14 protein-coding genes are annotated in these 15,688 nt (G+C 73.7%); 5 read left to right on the plus strand and 9 right to left on the minus strand.

The features are described 5' to 3' along the window. Positions 1–18 precede the first annotated feature (18 nt). Complete coding sequence (locus tag ACFYU9_RS18395; RefSeq protein WP_389207027.1) at positions 19–855, plus strand: methyltransferase domain-containing protein; 837 nt, start codon at positions 19–21, stop codon at positions 853–855. A 39-nt stretch (positions 856–894) separates the two neighbouring features. On the opposite strand, the gene ACFYU9_RS18400 is transcribed toward ACFYU9_RS18395, so the two are convergent. Next, on the minus strand, positions 895–2,850 hold the full coding sequence (locus ACFYU9_RS18400; RefSeq protein WP_389345383.1) for a DUF5107 domain-containing protein: 1,956 nt from the start codon (positions 2,848–2,850) through the stop codon (positions 895–897). A 136-nt stretch (positions 2,851–2,986) separates the two neighbouring features. Between ACFYU9_RS18400 and ACFYU9_RS18405 the strand changes: the two genes are divergently transcribed. After that, the gene (locus tag ACFYU9_RS18405) at positions 2,987–3,319 is read left to right on the plus strand and encodes a DUF6204 family protein (RefSeq protein ID WP_389345384.1); all 333 of its coding nucleotides are present in this window, start codon (positions 2,987–2,989) and stop codon (positions 3,317–3,319) included. Positions 3,320–3,387: 68 nt separating this feature from the next. Here the strand turns inward: ACFYU9_RS18405 and ACFYU9_RS18410 are convergent, their stop codons facing one another. The 3 genes from ACFYU9_RS18410 to ACFYU9_RS18420 all read right to left on the minus strand — a co-directional run bounded on the left by ACFYU9_RS18410 (position 3,388) and on the right by ACFYU9_RS18420 (position 4,742). Beyond that, the gene (locus ACFYU9_RS18410; RefSeq protein WP_389345385.1) at positions 3,388–3,939 is read right to left on the minus strand and encodes a GNAT family N-acetyltransferase; all 552 of its coding nucleotides are present in this window, start codon (positions 3,937–3,939) and stop codon (positions 3,388–3,390) included. Positions 3,940–4,128: 189 nt separating this feature from the next. After that, positions 4,129–4,476, minus strand: a complete 348-nt coding sequence (locus ACFYU9_RS18415) for a hypothetical protein (protein WP_389345386.1) — start codon at positions 4,474–4,476, stop codon at positions 4,129–4,131. Positions 4,477–4,499: 23 nt separating this feature from the next. Beyond that, positions 4,500–4,742: a DUF1049 domain-containing protein gene (locus tag ACFYU9_RS18420; RefSeq protein WP_389207038.1), complete on the minus strand. Its 243-nt coding sequence runs from the start codon at positions 4,740–4,742 to the stop codon at positions 4,500–4,502. Between the two features lie 232 nt (positions 4,743–4,974). On the opposite strand from ACFYU9_RS18420, the gene ACFYU9_RS18425 reads away from it, so the two are divergent. Together ACFYU9_RS18425 and ACFYU9_RS18430 are read left to right on the plus strand one after the other, a co-directional pair. After that, a complete protein-coding gene (locus ACFYU9_RS18425; protein WP_389207040.1) occupies positions 4,975–5,733 on the plus strand; it encodes a GntR family transcriptional regulator in 759 nt (252 codons plus the stop codon). A gap of 111 nt (positions 5,734–5,844) precedes the next feature. Continuing rightward, the gene (locus ACFYU9_RS18430; protein ID WP_389345387.1) at positions 5,845–6,942 is read left to right on the plus strand and encodes an adenosine deaminase; all 1,098 of its coding nucleotides are present in this window, start codon (positions 5,845–5,847) and stop codon (positions 6,940–6,942) included. Between the two features lie 169 nt (positions 6,943–7,111). Here ACFYU9_RS18430 and ACFYU9_RS18435 read toward each other — a convergent pair whose 3' ends face one another. The 5 genes from ACFYU9_RS18435 to ACFYU9_RS18455 all read right to left on the minus strand — a co-directional run bounded on the left by ACFYU9_RS18435 (position 7,112) and on the right by ACFYU9_RS18455 (position 14,369). Beyond that, positions 7,112–8,839, minus strand: coding sequence for a CocE/NonD family hydrolase (locus ACFYU9_RS18435; protein WP_389345388.1), 1,728 nt, complete (start codon positions 8,837–8,839; stop codon positions 7,112–7,114). Between the two features lie 271 nt (positions 8,840–9,110). Then, complete coding sequence (locus tag ACFYU9_RS18440) at positions 9,111–10,097, minus strand: LD-carboxypeptidase (protein ID WP_389345389.1); 987 nt, start codon at positions 10,095–10,097, stop codon at positions 9,111–9,113. Beyond that, a complete protein-coding gene (locus ACFYU9_RS18445; protein WP_389345390.1) occupies positions 10,094–12,082 on the minus strand; it encodes a prolyl oligopeptidase family serine peptidase in 1,989 nt (662 codons plus the stop codon). The genes ACFYU9_RS18440 and ACFYU9_RS18445 overlap by 4 nt, the downstream gene beginning before the upstream one ends. A gap of 114 nt (positions 12,083–12,196) precedes the next feature. After that, positions 12,197–13,543, minus strand: coding sequence for a M20/M25/M40 family metallo-hydrolase (locus ACFYU9_RS18450; protein WP_389345391.1), 1,347 nt, complete (start codon positions 13,541–13,543; stop codon positions 12,197–12,199). Beyond that, positions 13,536–14,369, minus strand: a complete 834-nt coding sequence (locus ACFYU9_RS18455; RefSeq protein ID WP_389345392.1) for a M55 family metallopeptidase — start codon at positions 14,367–14,369, stop codon at positions 13,536–13,538. Before ACFYU9_RS18455 ends, ACFYU9_RS18450 begins: the two co-directional genes overlap by 8 nt. 208 nt (positions 14,370–14,577) lie before the next feature. On the opposite strand from ACFYU9_RS18455, the gene ACFYU9_RS18460 reads away from it, so the two are divergent. Continuing rightward, positions 14,578–15,648, plus strand: a complete 1,071-nt coding sequence (locus ACFYU9_RS18460; RefSeq protein WP_389345393.1) for a hypothetical protein — start codon at positions 14,578–14,580, stop codon at positions 15,646–15,648. Positions 15,649–15,688: the final 40 nt, after the last annotated feature.

Below are 15,688 nucleotides of genomic sequence, written 5' to 3' on the forward strand. Positions count from 1 at the left end.
GTCCTTGGGAGCCCCGCCATGCCGCACGCCGACCAAGCGTCGTCCACTCCGCACGAGACCGCCGTCTACACCCATGGCCACCACGAGTCCGTCCTGCGCTCCCACGCCTGGCGCACGGTCGAGAACTCCGCCGCCTATCTGATCCCGGAACTGCGCGCCGGCCTGGACGTCCTGGACGTCGGCTGCGGGCCGGGGACGATCACGGCCGATCTGGCCGCGCGGGTCGCGCCGGGGCGGGTGACGGCGGTGGACTCGGCGAAGGACGTGCTGGAGAAGGCGCGGGCCGTCGCAGTCGAACGTGGCCTGGACAACGTGGAGTTCGCGGTCGCCGACGTCCACGCGCTGGACTTCCCCGACGACTCCTTCGACATCGTGCACGCCCATCAGGTGCTGCAGCACGTCGGCGACCCGGTGCGGGCGCTGCGCGAGATGCGGCGGGTGTGCCGCCCGGGTGGCGTGGTGGCCGCGCGGGACAGCGACTACGACGCGTTCACCTGGTTCCCGCAGTCCCCCGGCCTGGACCGCTGGAAGGCCCTGTACCGGCGGGTGGCCGGCGCGAACGGAGGCGAGCCGGACGCCGGGCGGCGGCTGCGCGCCTGGGCGCACGAGGCCGGGTTCACCGACGTCACCTCGTCCGCCGGCGTCTGGTGCTTCGCCTCGCCCGACGAGCGCGCCTGGTGGAGCGGCCTGTGGGCCGACCGCGTCACCCAGTCGGTCTACGCGGAACTGGCCGTCGGCGGCGGCCACGCGACCCACGAGGAGCTGGCCTCGATCGCGGACGCGTGGCGCGCCTGGGGCACGGAGGACGACGGCTGGTTCATGGTCCCGCACGGCGAGATCCTGTGCCGGGCCTGATTACCGGCACTCCCGATCGCCCGCCAAGCATCACTCGTCTCACCCGTCGGCCGGGCGCATCCTGAACTCGTAGGCGGCGGGCAGTGGTTCGTCCGTGACGCGCGACCACAGCTCGCCCAGTTCCTCCGCGCCCTCCCGCAGGTCGGCCACCTCGAAGCCCGCGTCGAAGACGGCGCGGGCCCCGTCCGGCCTTCCCTCGGCGACGAGTACGCGGGCCTCCAGGTAACGGAAGGCGCCGCGGGCGCGGAGCTCTTCCGGGAGGCGGTCCAGGACGGCGCGGGCGTCGGCCGTGCGGGAGGCGTCGAGCAGGGCCGGGATCACCTCGCGGGCGAGGGCGGCGGTGACGACCGGGTCACCGCCGTACTGCTCGTCGAGCGCCTCCGCGTACCGCTCGGCGGCCCGTTCCCTGTGCCCGTCCTCGCGGTCGGCGACGGCCAGGCAGTAGAGGAGGGGCCAGCGCTCGGCCGCGTTCTTCAGGCCGCGCTCCCAGCTCCGTACCGCCTGGGCCAGATCGCCCGCCGCCCACTGCGCGACGCCGAGGTGGTACTCGGTGACGGGGTCGGCGGGTGCGGTCTCCAGCATGTCGCGCCACGGGTCGGCGACCGGGGTCGACCCGAGCGCGGCGCCCGGCTCGGGGTCGGGGAGGGCGCCCGTACGCAACAGGCAGGCCCAGGGCCGCTGTTCCTCGCCGAGGAGCGAGTCGGGGAAGGGCGTGCCCGGCAACTCGTACCCGCCGCGGAGGACTTCGAGCGCGCCCCAGCCCGATCCGGTCGCGAGCAGCGGTCCCGGTTCGGCGTCGGCGGCGACCGCCCGCCACTCCTCGTACGCCGCGTCGACCCCGGCGCGCGGCAGCGCCTCCGCGAGGGCGTGCTCGACGCCCGCGCGCGCCGCCGCCCAGTCGGGGCCGTGCACCGCGGCCGGGTCGGCGCTCAGCGGCCCGTACACCTCCAGCCAGGAGACCTCCTCCCCCGGCTCGAGCGGCAGGTGCTCCAACTGGGTGCGGGTGAGCCCGGCCTGGATCTCGGCGTAGCCGGGCGTGCCGGGCTCGGTCAGCCACTCCTGCCAGCGCCGGCCGCCCGGCCCGGTCCCCCACACGAACAGCTTGCGGCCGAGCAGCCCGTCCGTGGAGGTCTGCACGAGCCCGGCGCCGTCCTCGCCGAGCGCGGCGATCCAGCGCCGCTGCCCGTCCGGCAGCGCGTAGAAGTAGTCGGCCGCGTGCGGGGCGTCGAGCGGGTACGTACGGTCGGCGCCGTCCGTCGTGCGCGGCACCGGGACCCGGCGCAGGGCGCGTTCGTAGCCGTGGTGCCAGGCCGTCTCGGCCGGGGCGAGGATCCTTCCGGCCTCGGGGACCGCGGTGTTGGACCACCAGGAGCAGGGCACGGTCCGCTCGTGCGGGTTGCGGATCCGGACGGCGACCCGCAGGTGCTCTGCGCCGTCCGGCAGCCACAGGTCGACCTGGAACGGCAGGTCGCGCAGCCGCTCCCACTCCCAGAGCCTGAGCATCTCGCCGCCGTCGGGCGCGGTGACGACCGCCGCGTGCAGCGGCGCGCAGGAGAGGGTGCCGTGGCCGCGGGCGCCGATGTTCCACTCGATGCCGCCGGAGAACCAGGCGCCGTTGAGCGCGAACGCGGCGGGCTGCAACACCGGGTTGCGGTAGAGGAGTTCCCGGCCGGTCGGCTTGTGGAGGAGCGAGTGGACCCGGCCGCCGAGGCCCGGCAGCACGGTGACGCGGAGCCGGTCGTTCTCGATCACGATCGTGTCGAGCTCGGTGGGGGTGCGCTCGCGCCCGTACCCGTCGCGCACCCGGGTGGGGAGCACGGTGCGCAGCGGGGCGTGTCCGAGCTGCCGGGCCATGTCGCAGGGCAGTGCGGCCCGGTCGCGCGCGTCGACCGCGGGGATTCCGGCCCGCGCGAGCAGACGGAGGGCGGGCAGCGGGTTGTCCGGGCCCAACGGCGCCGCGGGCAGAGTGAGTACGGCACGTCGTACGGTCGTCATGTCGACCATGGAACACGCCGGAACCACCGCTGGCCAGGGGGTGGACAACCTCCTCCGGAGGGCTTGACCGAGAAATTCCGTTGCGGTGCGCGGGCGCCGACCTAGGCTTGGTCCGTTACCGAGAGAGGCGCGGGGAATGAGCGAGCAGCACACCTACCGGGTGATCGTCCGGGGCACGTTCGACGGACTGTCGGAGGAGAGCCGCACGCGGCTGCTCGCCGAGGTCGACGAGCACGGCATGTCGGCGATGACGTTCACCGAGGAGGGCTCGCTCACCTACGACCGGGCGCTGAAGCACTTCTCGTACCGCCTGGTCGTCGTCTCGGACGCGGCGGACGGCGAGGAGATGGCGGCCGCGATCGCGGAGGACCGGGTGGAGACGGCCCTGAAGGAGCTGGGGCACGGCTTCAAGGGCCTGCGGTCCTCGGTCACCGACCTGGACACGATGAAGATCAACCGCAAGCGCTGAGCCGCGGCCGCAGTCGGCGACGGAGCGGGGCGATGAGGTTGCGGGGGGGCCGGGGGCTGGTGGGACGCTCAGCGCTTTGGGTCGGTGTCCGACGTGATCGCCCAGCGCTCGTGGTCCCTCCAAGCGCCGTCGATGAACAGCATCGCGGGCGAGAACCCTTCGAGCCGGAAGCCGGCCCGCCGCACGAGCGCGCGGGAGGCGGTGTTGCCGGGTTGGATGTTCGCCTCCAGACGGTGCAGTCCGAGCGGCCCGAAGGCATGCGCGAGGACGAGCCCGAGCCCTTCGGTGAGCAGCCCGCGCCCGGCTGCGTGCGCGAAGGCGCCGTAGCCGAGTGCTCCGGAGAGGAAGCCGCCGCGGACGATGTTGTTGATGTTGATGAATCCCGCGATCGACCCGTCGGCGGTGTCGCAGACGAGCAGGCCGACCCGCTCGGGGTTGCCGATGAGTTGCGCGGCGTACGCCGCGTACGTCTCCGCCGTCAGCGGCGGGAACAGCCACGGCTCGTGCAGCTCGCGGCTCTGCCACGCCCGCGCGATGAACTCGTCCGCGTCCCCAGGCGTGAACGGCCGCAGCCCGACGCGGGCCCCGACGGCGACGTACTCTCCAAGATCACCGGACATGCCGCCAGCCTACCGACGCGAGGGCGCTGCCGCCCGGCCGGATGAGATCGGCCGCCGTGCCGCTCCGCGTCTGGGGCTCGGGGCTGCGGGCTGCGGGCTGCGAGCTCCAGGAGCCCGGCTCCGGGCATCGGGCATCCGGCTCCCGGCTCCCGGCTCCCGGCTCCCGGCTCCCGGCTCCCGGCTCCCGGCTCAGCGTCGCGCCGACGTCACCCGCTCCGGGCACGTCTCGCCCTTCTTCACCACGCCCACCACCACCCGGCCGCGCGCGTGCCGTGGCGTGCCCGGTGCCGGGTACTGGGTGCAGACGCGCCAGTTCGGGGGCCACAGCACGCGCCGGTCGCCGCCGGCCACGTCGTGGACGTCGAGGCGGGTGCGCGGGTCCAGGCCGGTGAAGACGCGCCACAGGCCCTGGCCGAGGAGGTCCGGCGTCGCCTGCTCCTCGGGGGCGTCCTCCTCCACGAGCGATTCCGCCGAGCTGACGGCGACGGCCGCGAGCGCGAGGAGGGCGCCGGCCCCGAGGACGGTCGCACGTCTCACTTGCCTCGCTTGCCTCACTTGCCTCACTTGCGCCTCCGGGCGGCCAGGTAGTACCCGCAGAGCCCGCCGAGCAGCGTGGTGGCGAGCAGCGCGAGGTAGAGCGGCATGGACACTTCGGGGATCAGCAGCCTGATCCGCACCTGCCGGGTGTTCTCGAAGATCAGGACGAGCGTCAGGATCGCGACGGCCGCCATCGCGATCCGGGCCGGGGTGAAGACTCCACCGGCCCCGGCGCCGCCGGTGCTCGATGTCTCCTTGGGACTCATGGCCGGCCCTCTCCTCCGTCGTCCCGTCGGTCGTCAGTCCCACCAGGATGGGCCGTTTCCCACCACCCGGCGCCTGCGGAGGGGACCGAACGAGTGACTTGTCAGACAACGTGAGCCGACTACGGTAGGCCGGAGGAAGGTACAGCCACCGCAAGAGCAGGTACGAGGCAGGTACGAGCAGGTACCAGCAGATGCGAGCGGGTACCAGCAGGAACGAGCCCGAGGAGGATCCGTGGCAGCCGGCGGACAGCGCGGACAGCAACGACGCCCGGTCGTCGCGCTCTACGAGCGGATCGCTGACGCCATCCACGAGGGCACCTACCCACCGGGCTCCACCCTCCCCTCCGAGCCGAAGCTCGCGGGTGAACTGGGCGTGAGCCGCCCGGCCCTGCGCGAGGCCCTGCTGCTGCTCCAGGAGGACGGGCTGCTCACGGTGCGGCGCGGGGTGGGGCGCACGGTCAACGCGCACCCGCCGCGGCGCGGCTTCGAGCACGTACAGGCCCTGGAGGAGCTGCTCGGGGCGGCCGCGCCGCTGCGCGTCCGGGCACTGCTGCGCACGGTCGAGGAGCCCACCGACTTCACCACCCAGCACCTGCTCGCCCCGGCCGCCGCCGAGCTGCGGTTCTGGGAGTCCCTGCTGGTCGGCGAGGCCGGCCCGGCGGCACTGAGCCATGAGTGGGCCGCGGCCGACGGCGTACTCGAGCAGACCCATCCGGCCTTCGCCGAGGCCCTGCGCACGACGGCCGCGCCGGAGCGCGCCTCCATGCTCTCGGTACTCGCCGGAGCCTCGCGGGGCGTGCCGCTCGCGGGCCACAGCGCCGTGACGGCGACGCTGCTCGGCCGCCGCAGGGGCGAACAACTGGGCCGCTCGGCCGACACCCCGGCGGTGCTCGTCACGCAGGTCGTCCGGGTCGACGGCACGCCGGTCCTGGCCGCGAAGCACATGCTGCCGACGGGCGCGCCCGCGCTGCCGCTGCTCCAGTCGAACTGAGCGGGTCGCGCCCTTCCGGGGCCGCCGGCGGCCCGGCGGACACCGCTCCACCCCCCCGCTGTCGCCACCGTCACATCGCCACCCTCCCCGGGTGGCGTACACTTCCCGGCCATGCACTTGTCTGACAACCTCACCGCCGCTGCCTCCCCCGCCGTCGCCGACTGGATCCGGCGGGCCCCGAAGGCCGTCCTCCACGACCACCTCGACGGCGGCCTGCGCCCCGCCACGATCATCGAGCTGGCCCGGGCCTGCGGATACACCGCGCTGCCCACCGAGGACCCGGCCCAGCTGGCGGTCTGGTTCCGGGACGCCGCCGACTCCGGCTCCCTGGAGCGCTACCTGGAGACCTTCGCCCACACCTGCGCGGTGATGCAGACCCGCGAGGCGCTCGAGCGCGTCGCGGCCGAGTGCGCCGAGGACCTGGCCGCCGACGGGGTCGTCTACGCCGAGATCCGCTACGCCCCCGAGCAGCACCTGGAGGCCGGGCTGACCCTCGACGAGGTCGTCGAGGCCGTGAACCGCGGCTTCCGCGAGGGCGAGCGCCGCGCCGACGGCCGGATCACCGTCCGCGCCCTGCTCACCGGCATGCGCCACACCGACCGCTCGCTGGAGATCGCGCGGCTCACGGTCGCGCACCGGGACAACGGCGTGGCGGGCTTCGACATCGCCGGCGGCGAGATCGGCAACCCGCCGGCCCGCCACCTGCCCGCCTTCCAGCACCTGAAGCGGGAGAACTGCCACTTCACGATCCACGCGGGCGAGGCCGTCGGCGCCGAGTCGATCCACGAGGCCGTGCAGGTCTGCGGCACCGAGCGGATCGGCCACGGCGTGCGGATCACCGACGACATCGCCGAGGACGGCACCCTGGGCCACCTGGCCTCGTACGTCCGCGACAACCGCATCGCCCTGGAGGTCTGCCCGACCTCCAACCTCCAGACGGGCGCGGCCAAGGACTACGCCTCGCACCCGATCGACGAGCTGCGCCGCCTCGGCTTCCGGATCACGCTCAACACGGACAACCGCCTGGTCTCCGGCACCACCATGAGCGAGGAGTTCCAGCACATGGCCGACACGTTCGGCTACGGCCCGGAGGTCTTCGAGGAGTTCACGATCGCCGCCCTGGAATCTGCCTTCCTCCCGCTCCCGGAGCGCCGGCGCCTGATCGACGAGCTGATCCGCCCGGGCTACGCGGCCCTCGCGACCGCCTGACCGACCGCCTGACCGACCGCCTGACGGCCCCCTGCCCGACCCACCTGACCGCCCGCCCGCCCGACCGGCGTGCACCGGCGGGCGGCGGCATTCGACGGCAGCCACCCGGACAGGCGCCAGGACAGGCAACGGCGGCGTACGGGACCCCCTTCCCCGTACGCCGCCGTCGTCAGTCCACCCGGCCGTTCACCAGCGGCAGTTCCAGCGTGCCCGTGTCCTCGGGAGCGCTGGTGACGGTCACCGGCTTGATGCCCCGGTTGCCGGAGTAGGCGGTGTCGCCGCCGGCGATCACGAACTCCAGCCGGTGGCCCGTCTCGTAGCGGTGGACGATGCCGGGGAGCTCGACGGTGAAGGGGCGGGTGACGTCGGGCACGCGGACCGGCGCCACGAGGCGGTTGACCAGGGTCTTCGTGCCGTCCGGGGCGACGTCGTAGAGCTTGGCGAAGAGGACCAGCTTGTCGGCGGCGTCGCCTGAGTCCTGGACGCGTTCGGTGCGCGGTGAGATCACCTTCAGGGTGGCGCGCGGGGAGCCGACGAGGTCGGCGGGGGCGGTGAGCGGGTCGCTGCGCCAGCCGAGGTAGGTGCCGGCGATGTCGTACGGCTGCGGGTCGGGCAGTCCGATCAGGCCGGCGAGCGAGGACTCGGAGTGGCTGGTCGGCACGAGCCAGTTGGCGTACTCGCGCGAGCCGCGGGCGACCTTGGCGCGGTTGTCGACGAGCTTGCCGTCGCCGGAGAGGTAGAGCTTCTGGCTGAGCGCGGGGACGCGGGCCGCGGTGCCGTATCCGGTCTGCCAGTCGCGGTAGTAGGCGAGGGCGGGGCCGGCGTCGGCGGCGCGGTCGCCGCGCAGATGGCGGTCGAACCAGGCGAGCACGCGCCGGCCGGTGTAACTTGCCTCCAGATTCCCCTGGCCGAGGTCCAGTTCACCGGGCCGCTGTCCGCCGCTGTGCCCCCAGGACTGCCAGATCATCCGGGTCTCGACACCCTGGCGGCGGAGCTGCTCGTAGGTGTCCCGGGCCTCGTTGAGGTTGAAGAGGCTGTCGGACTGGCCCTGGACGATGAGGGTCGGCGCCTTGACCTTGTCGAGGTACGAGACGGGGGACACGCTCCGCGCGAAGGCGAGCATCCGGTCGGTGGCGGCGCGGGGGTAGCTGCCGGAGTTGAGCAGCCGGACGGTGTCGCAGGCGTCGGTGACGAAGTGCAGACAGCCGAGGGAGTTGATCCGGCTGGGGTCGAGGGAGGGCACGAGCAGCGGCTGGCCCTCGCCCATCAGGTAGAAGCCGTTCGCCCACTGCCATTTGAAGACGCCGGGGGTGGCCCGGTCGGCGTTGTTGGGGGCGAGGGAGTAGGCGAGGTCGTTCCAGGTGATGAGGGGGACGAGCGCGTCGAGACGGGGGTCGGTGGCGGCGGTGGCGAGCTGGATGGCGCCGCCGTAGGAGCCGCCGATCATGCCGACGCGCGGGTCGCCCGGACCGTCCTGGGTGACGAAGTCGGCGCGGGTGCCGTCGTCGGCGGCGCGGGTGCCGGCGAGGAAGTCGACGAGCCGGGCGGCGGCCTGGCCGTCGATGCGCGGATCGTCGAGGGAGACGAGACAGCCGCTCCTGCCGAAGCCGAGGCCGGAGTAGACGAGTCCGACGTAACCGCGGGCGGCGACGGCCTTGCCGATGGCGTCGGTGGTGCCGTCGCTCTTGCTGCCGCCGAAGCCGTTGGTGGCGACGACGGCGGGCGCGCGGTGCTCCGCGTCGACACCCTCGGGCCGGTAGAGATCGGCGTCGACCACACAACTGCGGCCGCCCGCCTGGACGGTGAACCGCAGCGGAGTGACGGTGTAGCTGTACGTGCCGGGCTCGGCGCCCTGCGCGGGGGCGGGCGAGGCGAGGGCGAGCGGCGCGGCCAGCATCGCCCCGGCCGTGAGCGCGAGAGCCTTGCGCGATCCCGGAAGGAGACCAGCACGGACACGGGCACCGGCACGGACGCGGGCACGAGCACGGGTACGAGACACGGGAACCTCCACACCGAGGGCGCACGAGACACCTACCTACCGGTAGGCAGAAGGGCGCGCCCATGGTGTGACACGTGTCAAAGAGCCGTCAACGCGCCGGACAAAGGTTGTTGACGGAGATTCAGTGAAGGCCCCCGTCGCGCTCCCGGCTCCTGCACGAGGGAAGGCCTCAGCTCAGCGCCGGCACGTCCAGGGTCAGCGTCCCCGCCTCCGCGTCCAGGACGCCGGGTGTCCCGAACGGCACGGTCGGCGCGCTCTCGTGGTGCCCGAAGCCCATCCGCTCCAGGACGGGCACGCCGAGGCCGCCGAGCCGGTCGGCGAGCACGGCACGCACCTCCTCGTACGGGCCGCACTCCTCCCAGGAACCGAGCCCGATCCCGGCGACGCCGTCCAGCCAGCCGGAGCGGAGGAGCTGGGTGAGGATCCGGTCCAGACGGTACGGCTCCTCCCCCACGTCCTCCAGGAGCAGCAGCCCGCCGCTCGCGGAGGGCCGGGCGTGCGGAGTGCCGAGGTCGGCCGCGAGCAGGCTGACGCAGCCGCCGAGGGTGACACCGTGGGCGCGGCCCGGCACGAGGGCGGTGGCGCTCTCCGGGCGGAGGACGCGCACCGACTCGGGCTCGAAGAGGGTGGCGCGCAGCGACTCCTGGGTGCGGGCGTCCTTGAGGAAGGCGGCCGCCGCGACCATGGGGCCGTGCAGGGTGGCGAGGCCCAGGCGGACGGCGAACGCCTCGTGGAGGGCGGTGACGTCGCTGTAGCCGACGAGGACCTTGGGGGCCGCGGCCCGTATCGCGGTCCAGTCGAGCAGGTCCACCATGCGCTGGGCGCCGTAACCGCCGCGGGCGCACAGCACGGCGGAGACGGTGGGGTCGCACCACGCCTCGGTGAGGTCGCGGGCGCGGTCCTCGTCGGTCCCGGCGAGATAGCCGTGGGTGGGGTGCCGGTCGAGGACGTGGGGGGCGACGACGGGGTCGAGGTCCCAGCCGCGCAGGATGTCGAGGCCGGCCTGGAGCCGGTCGTCGGGCATCGGGCCGCTGGGTGCGACGACGGCCACGCGGGCGCCGGGGCGAAGCCGGGGTGGCCGGACGAGCGGCTCCGGCGCCTTGGGCGCCAGGGCGGCCCGGGGCGTCCGGTGCGTCCGGTGCGTCCGGGGGCTCATTTCCTCAGCTCCAGGCGGGGGACGTCGGACCGGTCGACGCCGAAGGTCTGGGCGTAGAGGGAGAGTTCGGCCTCCAGGGCGCGGATCAGGGTGTCGGCCTTGCGGAAGCCGTGCGACTCGCCCGCGAAGGCGAGGTAGGCGTGCGGGACGCCCCGGCCGGCCATCCTGGCGAGGAAGCGGTCGGCCTGCGCGGGCGGGCAGATCGGGTCGTCCAGTCCCTGGAGCAGCACGAAGGGCGCGGTGATCTTGTCGATGTGCTCCAGCGGGGAGCGCTCGCGGTAGCGCTCGGGGACCTCGGCGACCGGGCCGATCAGCGAGTCCATGTAGCGGGACTCGAAGTCATGGGTCTCGTCGGTGGCCCAGCCGGCCGGGTCCAGGATCGGGTAGGCGATGGTGCCGCAGGCGTAGACGTCGCTGTGGACGAGGGAGGCGGCGGTGGTCCAGCCGCCCGCGCTGCCGCCGCGGACGGCGAGCCGGGCCGGATCGGCGGTGCCCTCGTCGGCGAGGGCGCGGGCCACGGCGGCGCAGTCCTCGACGTCGACCACGCCCCACTGTTCGCGCAGCCGCTCGCGGTACTCCCGGCCGTAGCCGGTGGAGCCGCCGTAGTTGACCTCGGCGACGCCGATGCCCCGGGAGGTGAAGTAGGCGATCTCCAGGTCGAGCACGAGCGAGGAGTGGCCGGTGGGGCCGCCGTGGGCCCAGATCACGAACGGCGGGAGTTCGTCGTCGGGGCCGGCGTGTTCGGGGTGGTGCGGCGGGAAGACGTGGGCGTGGATCTCCCGGCCTCCGGGGCCGGTGAAGGTGCGCACCTGAGGCTCGGGGTAGTAGGCGGGGTCGACCGGGTCGCTGTGCGGGGCGCCGGTCACCCGGGCGCGGCCGGTGCAGGTGTCCAGCTCGACGACCTCGGCGGAGCTGCGCGGGCTCGCGGCGACTCCGACGACCCGGGTGCCGTGGACGGCGAGGGTCGCGGCCCACGCGGTCCAGGGGCCCGCCACGTCGACGAGTTCGCCGCTCTCGGGGTCGAGTATGCCGAGGGCGTTGGCGCCCGTGCCGTGGACGACGGCGATCAGTCCGCTGTCCAGGGGCTGGAACCAGCTGAGGCCGACGGTCCACAGCGGTCCGCCGAACTCCTCGGGGCGCGGGCAGAGCGCGACGGGTTCGGCGCCCTCCGTCGCTGTGCGGTAGAGGTTCCACCAGCCGGTACGGTCGCTGAGGTGGAGGAGCCGTCCGTCCGGGGTCCAGCCGATCTGGGGCACGGACTCCTCGGGGCCGCCGGCGACGGTGCGGGGCCGGTCGAAGGTGCCGTCGGCGGTGATGTCGGCGAGGAGCACCTCGGTGCCGTCCCAGGGCATCCGGGGGTGGTCCCAGCCGATCCAGGCGGCCTGCCGGCCGTCGGGCGAGATCCGGGGGCCGGTGACGAAGCGGTGGTGTCCGTCGGAGAGTTCGCGCACCCGGGAGCGGTCCTCGGCGGCGGAGCCGTCCAGCGGGACGGCGGCGATCACCCGGCGCAGGTCGGTCGGTCCGGGCCCGGTGAACTCCTCCAGGACGCACCAGACCTCGCCGCGCTCGGGCCGCAGCACCGGGTCCACCCAGCGCAGTCCGCCGCCGACCGGCGAGAGCGGGGTGAGCGGCCGGGGCGCGGCGCCGTCCGGGGCGTCCGGCTCGTACGCGTAGAGCCTCTGGTCGGGGTGGTGGCAGAAGACGACGAGCGGCGAGCCGTCGTCCCGCACGGTGCCGGCCCAGGGCTGACCGCCGTACTCGATGACGCGGCTGCGCACGTTCCACGGGGCGGGCAGCACCGATTCCTCGGTGCCGTCGGGGCGGCGGCGCATCAGAGCGCGCCGGCCGTCCTCGGTCGGACGCGGGGCCGTCCACCACACCTCGTCGCCGACGAACCCGACGTAGTCGGGCCGTCCGTCGTGCGCTGCGGCAAGCGCGGCGCCGATGGGTGACGGCCAGCTGCCGTAGGTGGCCGTGGTTGCCATCAGGAATCCCCCCTGGTGCGGTTCGTGGTGTGGGCCGGGTGGTGGGTCGTGCCGGTGCGTTTGCCGGTGTGCGGCCGGGTTCCCGGGCGGTCCGGGTGCCGGGCCGTCCGGGTGTCAGGCGGTTCTCAGGTAGTGGTCGAGGACGCGGACGCCGAAGTGCAGGGCGTCGACGGGGACGCGTTCGTCGACGCCGTGGAACAGTGCCCCGTAGTCGAGACCGGGGGGCAGCTTCAGCGGCGAGAAGCCGTAGCCGGTGATGCCGAGGCGGGAGAACTGCTTGGCGTCGGTGCCGCCGGACATGGTGAAGGGGACGACGTGCCCCGCGGGGTCGAAGCACTCGACGGCGGCGCGCAGCTTGGCGAAGGTCGGTGAGTCGACCGGCGCTTCGAGGGGCACCTCGCGGTGGTGGAACTCCCACGTCACGTCGGGTCCGGTGAGCCGGTCCATCGTCTCGGTGAACTCGTCCTCGCAGCCGGGCAGCATCCGCCCGTCGACGTAGGCGACGGCCTGGCCCGGGATCACGTTCACCTTGTAGCCGGCGTCCAGCATGGTCGGGTTGGAGCTGTTGCGGATGACGGGCCGCAGCAGGGCGGCGGCCGGGCCCAGCTTCTCCAGGAGCTGTTCGGTGTCGAAGTCGCGGGCGTTGACGTCGGCGTCGATGCCGTACACGGCGGCGAGGCCGGTGAGTGCGGCCCGCACGGTCGGGGTGAGCCGGACGGGCCATTCGTGCCTGCCGATGCGGGCGACGGCCTCGGCGAGCCGGGTGACCGCGTTGTCGGTGTTGACCTTGGAGCCGTGGCCGGTCCTGCCGTGGGCGGTGAGCTTGAGCCACGCGGTGCCGCGCTCGCCCGCGGCGATCGGGTAGAGCGTGGTGCGGGGGTCCGGGTGGAAACTGAAGGCGCCGGACTCGCTGATGCCCTCGGTGCAGCCCTCGAAGAGCGGCGCGTGCTGGTCGGCGAGGAAACCGGAGCCGTCCTCGGCGCTGGCCTCCTCGTCGGCCGTGTAGGCGACGACGACGTCCCGGCGCGGCCGGATGCCCTGGCGGGCCCAGGAGCGGACGACGGCGAGCACCATCGCGTCCATGTTCTTCATGTCGACGGCGCCGCGCCCCCACACCACCCCGTCGCGCACCTCGCCGGAGAACGGGTGCACGGTCCACTCGGCGGCCTCGGCGGGGACGACGTCCAGATGGCCGTGGACGAGCAGCGCGTCGGCCGTGGGGTCGGTGCCGGGGACGCGGGCGACGACGTTGGTGCGGCCGGGGGTGCGCTCCAGGAGCACGGGTTCGAGGCCCGCGCCGGCGAGTCGTTCGGCCGCGTATTCGGCGGCGGGGCGCTCGCGGCAGTCGCCGCCGCCCCGGTTCGTGGTGTCGATCCGGATCAGTTCGGAGGTGAAGGTGACGACCTCGTCGAGTGCCGTCGCGTCCGGGCCCTGGTCCGTGCCGTCCCTCTCGTCAGCCATACTGCTCCTCCACGGCGGCGGACACGATCGTGGTGACCGCCTTGAACGTGCGAATTGCCTCGTACATCGTCTCGCTGGTGTAGGCGACCCGTCGTTCGCCACTCCGCTCGGCGCCGGGGACCACCGTCGCGGCGGCGGCCAGGTGCTCCGCGTCGAACTCCAGCTCCACGGTGAACGGCCCGCCGTGGACCGGCTCGTGCCGCACCGCGAGCGCGGCCGCCTGCTTGGCCGCGGCGCGGATGTCGGCGGCGGTGCGGACGGGGGTGCGGCAGACCGCCGCGTACCGCGAGACGTGGTCCTTGACCGCGACCTTGAGTGCCTCCGGCGCGTAGCCGAGGGCGTCCTCGCAGGTGAGGTCGTCACCGGTGACGAGTACGACGGGGACGCCGAACTCGGCGACGACATGCGCGTTGAGCAGGCCCTCGCTCGCCCGCTCCCCGTTGAGCCAGACGCCGGTGATCGAGTTGGCGAGGTAGGTGTGCGCGAGGACGCCCTCGGCGCCGGCCCCGGTGTGATAGCCGACGAAGGCGATGCCGTCCACGTCGCCGTGCTGGACGCCCTCGACCATGGAGAGCGACTTGTGGCGGCCCGTCAGCATCTCGGCCCGCTCGTCGAGCCGTTCGAGAAGGAGGTTGCGCATGGACCAGTGCGCCTCGTTGATCAGGACCTCGTCCGCGCCGCCGTCGAAGAAGCCGAGCACCGCCGCGTTCACGTCCGAGGTGAACATCGAGCGGCACCGCTCCCACTGCGGGGTCCCGGGCAGCACGTCGGCGGGCCAGGTCACACCGGTGGCGCCTTCCATGTCGGCGCTGATCAGGATCTTCATGCCAGGCACCGTACGCGCCGAGCGGCGGACCCCACCACCCCTGTGGAAAAGTGTCGGAGGCGTGGACCAGTGGCGGGTGTCCGGCACGCATCGGGCGCTCTGCCACGGCCAGGGGATTGGGGCGAATCCTTTCATCTCGTACGTATAGGCTGACCGGCGCAGATTTCCGCCCCGGCAGCCGTGCCCCCGACTCGCAGGAGACCTCTCGGTGACCACCTCCCTCGCCCCCGTCGAAACGCCCGCCGACCCCGTGCTCGACGCCGGCGAATGGGTCGAACCCGCAGCTCAGGACGTTGCCGAGGCCGTAGCCCGCGACGCCCGCGACTTCGGTGTGTACGCGCGGACCGGCGGCTGGACCTTCGCGCTGAAGGTGGCGCGCAGCGTGCGGCCCGGCGGGCAGCCCGCCGAGGGCTCGGACAAGGTGTCGGCGAAGGCGTTCGCGGAGCTCGCCGGCTGCTCGCCCGAGCGGGTCATGCGCTACTACAAGGCGTGGGACATGGCCGCGGACGACGGCCTGGTCCCGCAGTTCGAGGCTCTGGTCCCCGGCGAGGACATCGAGCTGCCCGAGGCCGACGCCTGGCTCTCGTACTATTCCTCGCGCTCCAGCGCCACCTCGGTGCGCGGCCACGCGATCACGGCGGCGGCCGAGGCGGAGGGCATCAAGGCGACGAAGGCGCTCGAGGTGGCGGAGAACCCGACCGCGCTGCGCGCCGCGATCCTCGCCGACCCGGGCACCGCCGAGGCCGCCCGCAACGCGCTGCTCGACCGGATGAAGGAGGACCCGGCCCTGCAGACCGAGATGGCCCGGGCCATCGCCCGCACCGGCGGCCTGAAGAAGGCGGTGGCGCAGGAGGCGAAGGCGGCCGACCGGATCGACTTCGTGCGGCAGATCGCCGAGGGCGGCCAGATCCGGACGCCCGCGGGCCAGACCGTCGAGGCGCCGCCGGAGCTGCGCGCCGAGGCCGAGCGCCATCTGTCGCTGATCGACGAGCTGGACGACTCGGAGGAGGCCGGCGAGTGGGCCGGCGAGGCGTACGACACGGTGAAGTCGCTGGTCGTGAAGGCCGTCGAGGAGGACCCGGCGCTGCGGGTCCAGGAGCGCCGGGCGAAGTTCTACAACAGCCTGCAGAAGGCGACGAAGGTGTTCGAGGAGCTGACCCTCGACGAGGTCCTGGAGGAGGACGTCGTCGAGGACGACATGGTCCAGCGCCTGGAAGCCCTCCAGGAGGCGATCGGCGCCTGCATCAGCGCGCTGCGCAAGGCGACCGACGCCTCCTAGACCGGCAGGCGGATCCCACGGACTGATCGGTCCGTGGGAT

Origin of the sequence: Streptomyces sp. NPDC004327 (genome assembly GCF_042873935.1) — a bacterium.
GTDB lineage: Bacteria > Actinomycetota > Actinomycetes > Streptomycetales > Streptomycetaceae > Streptomyces.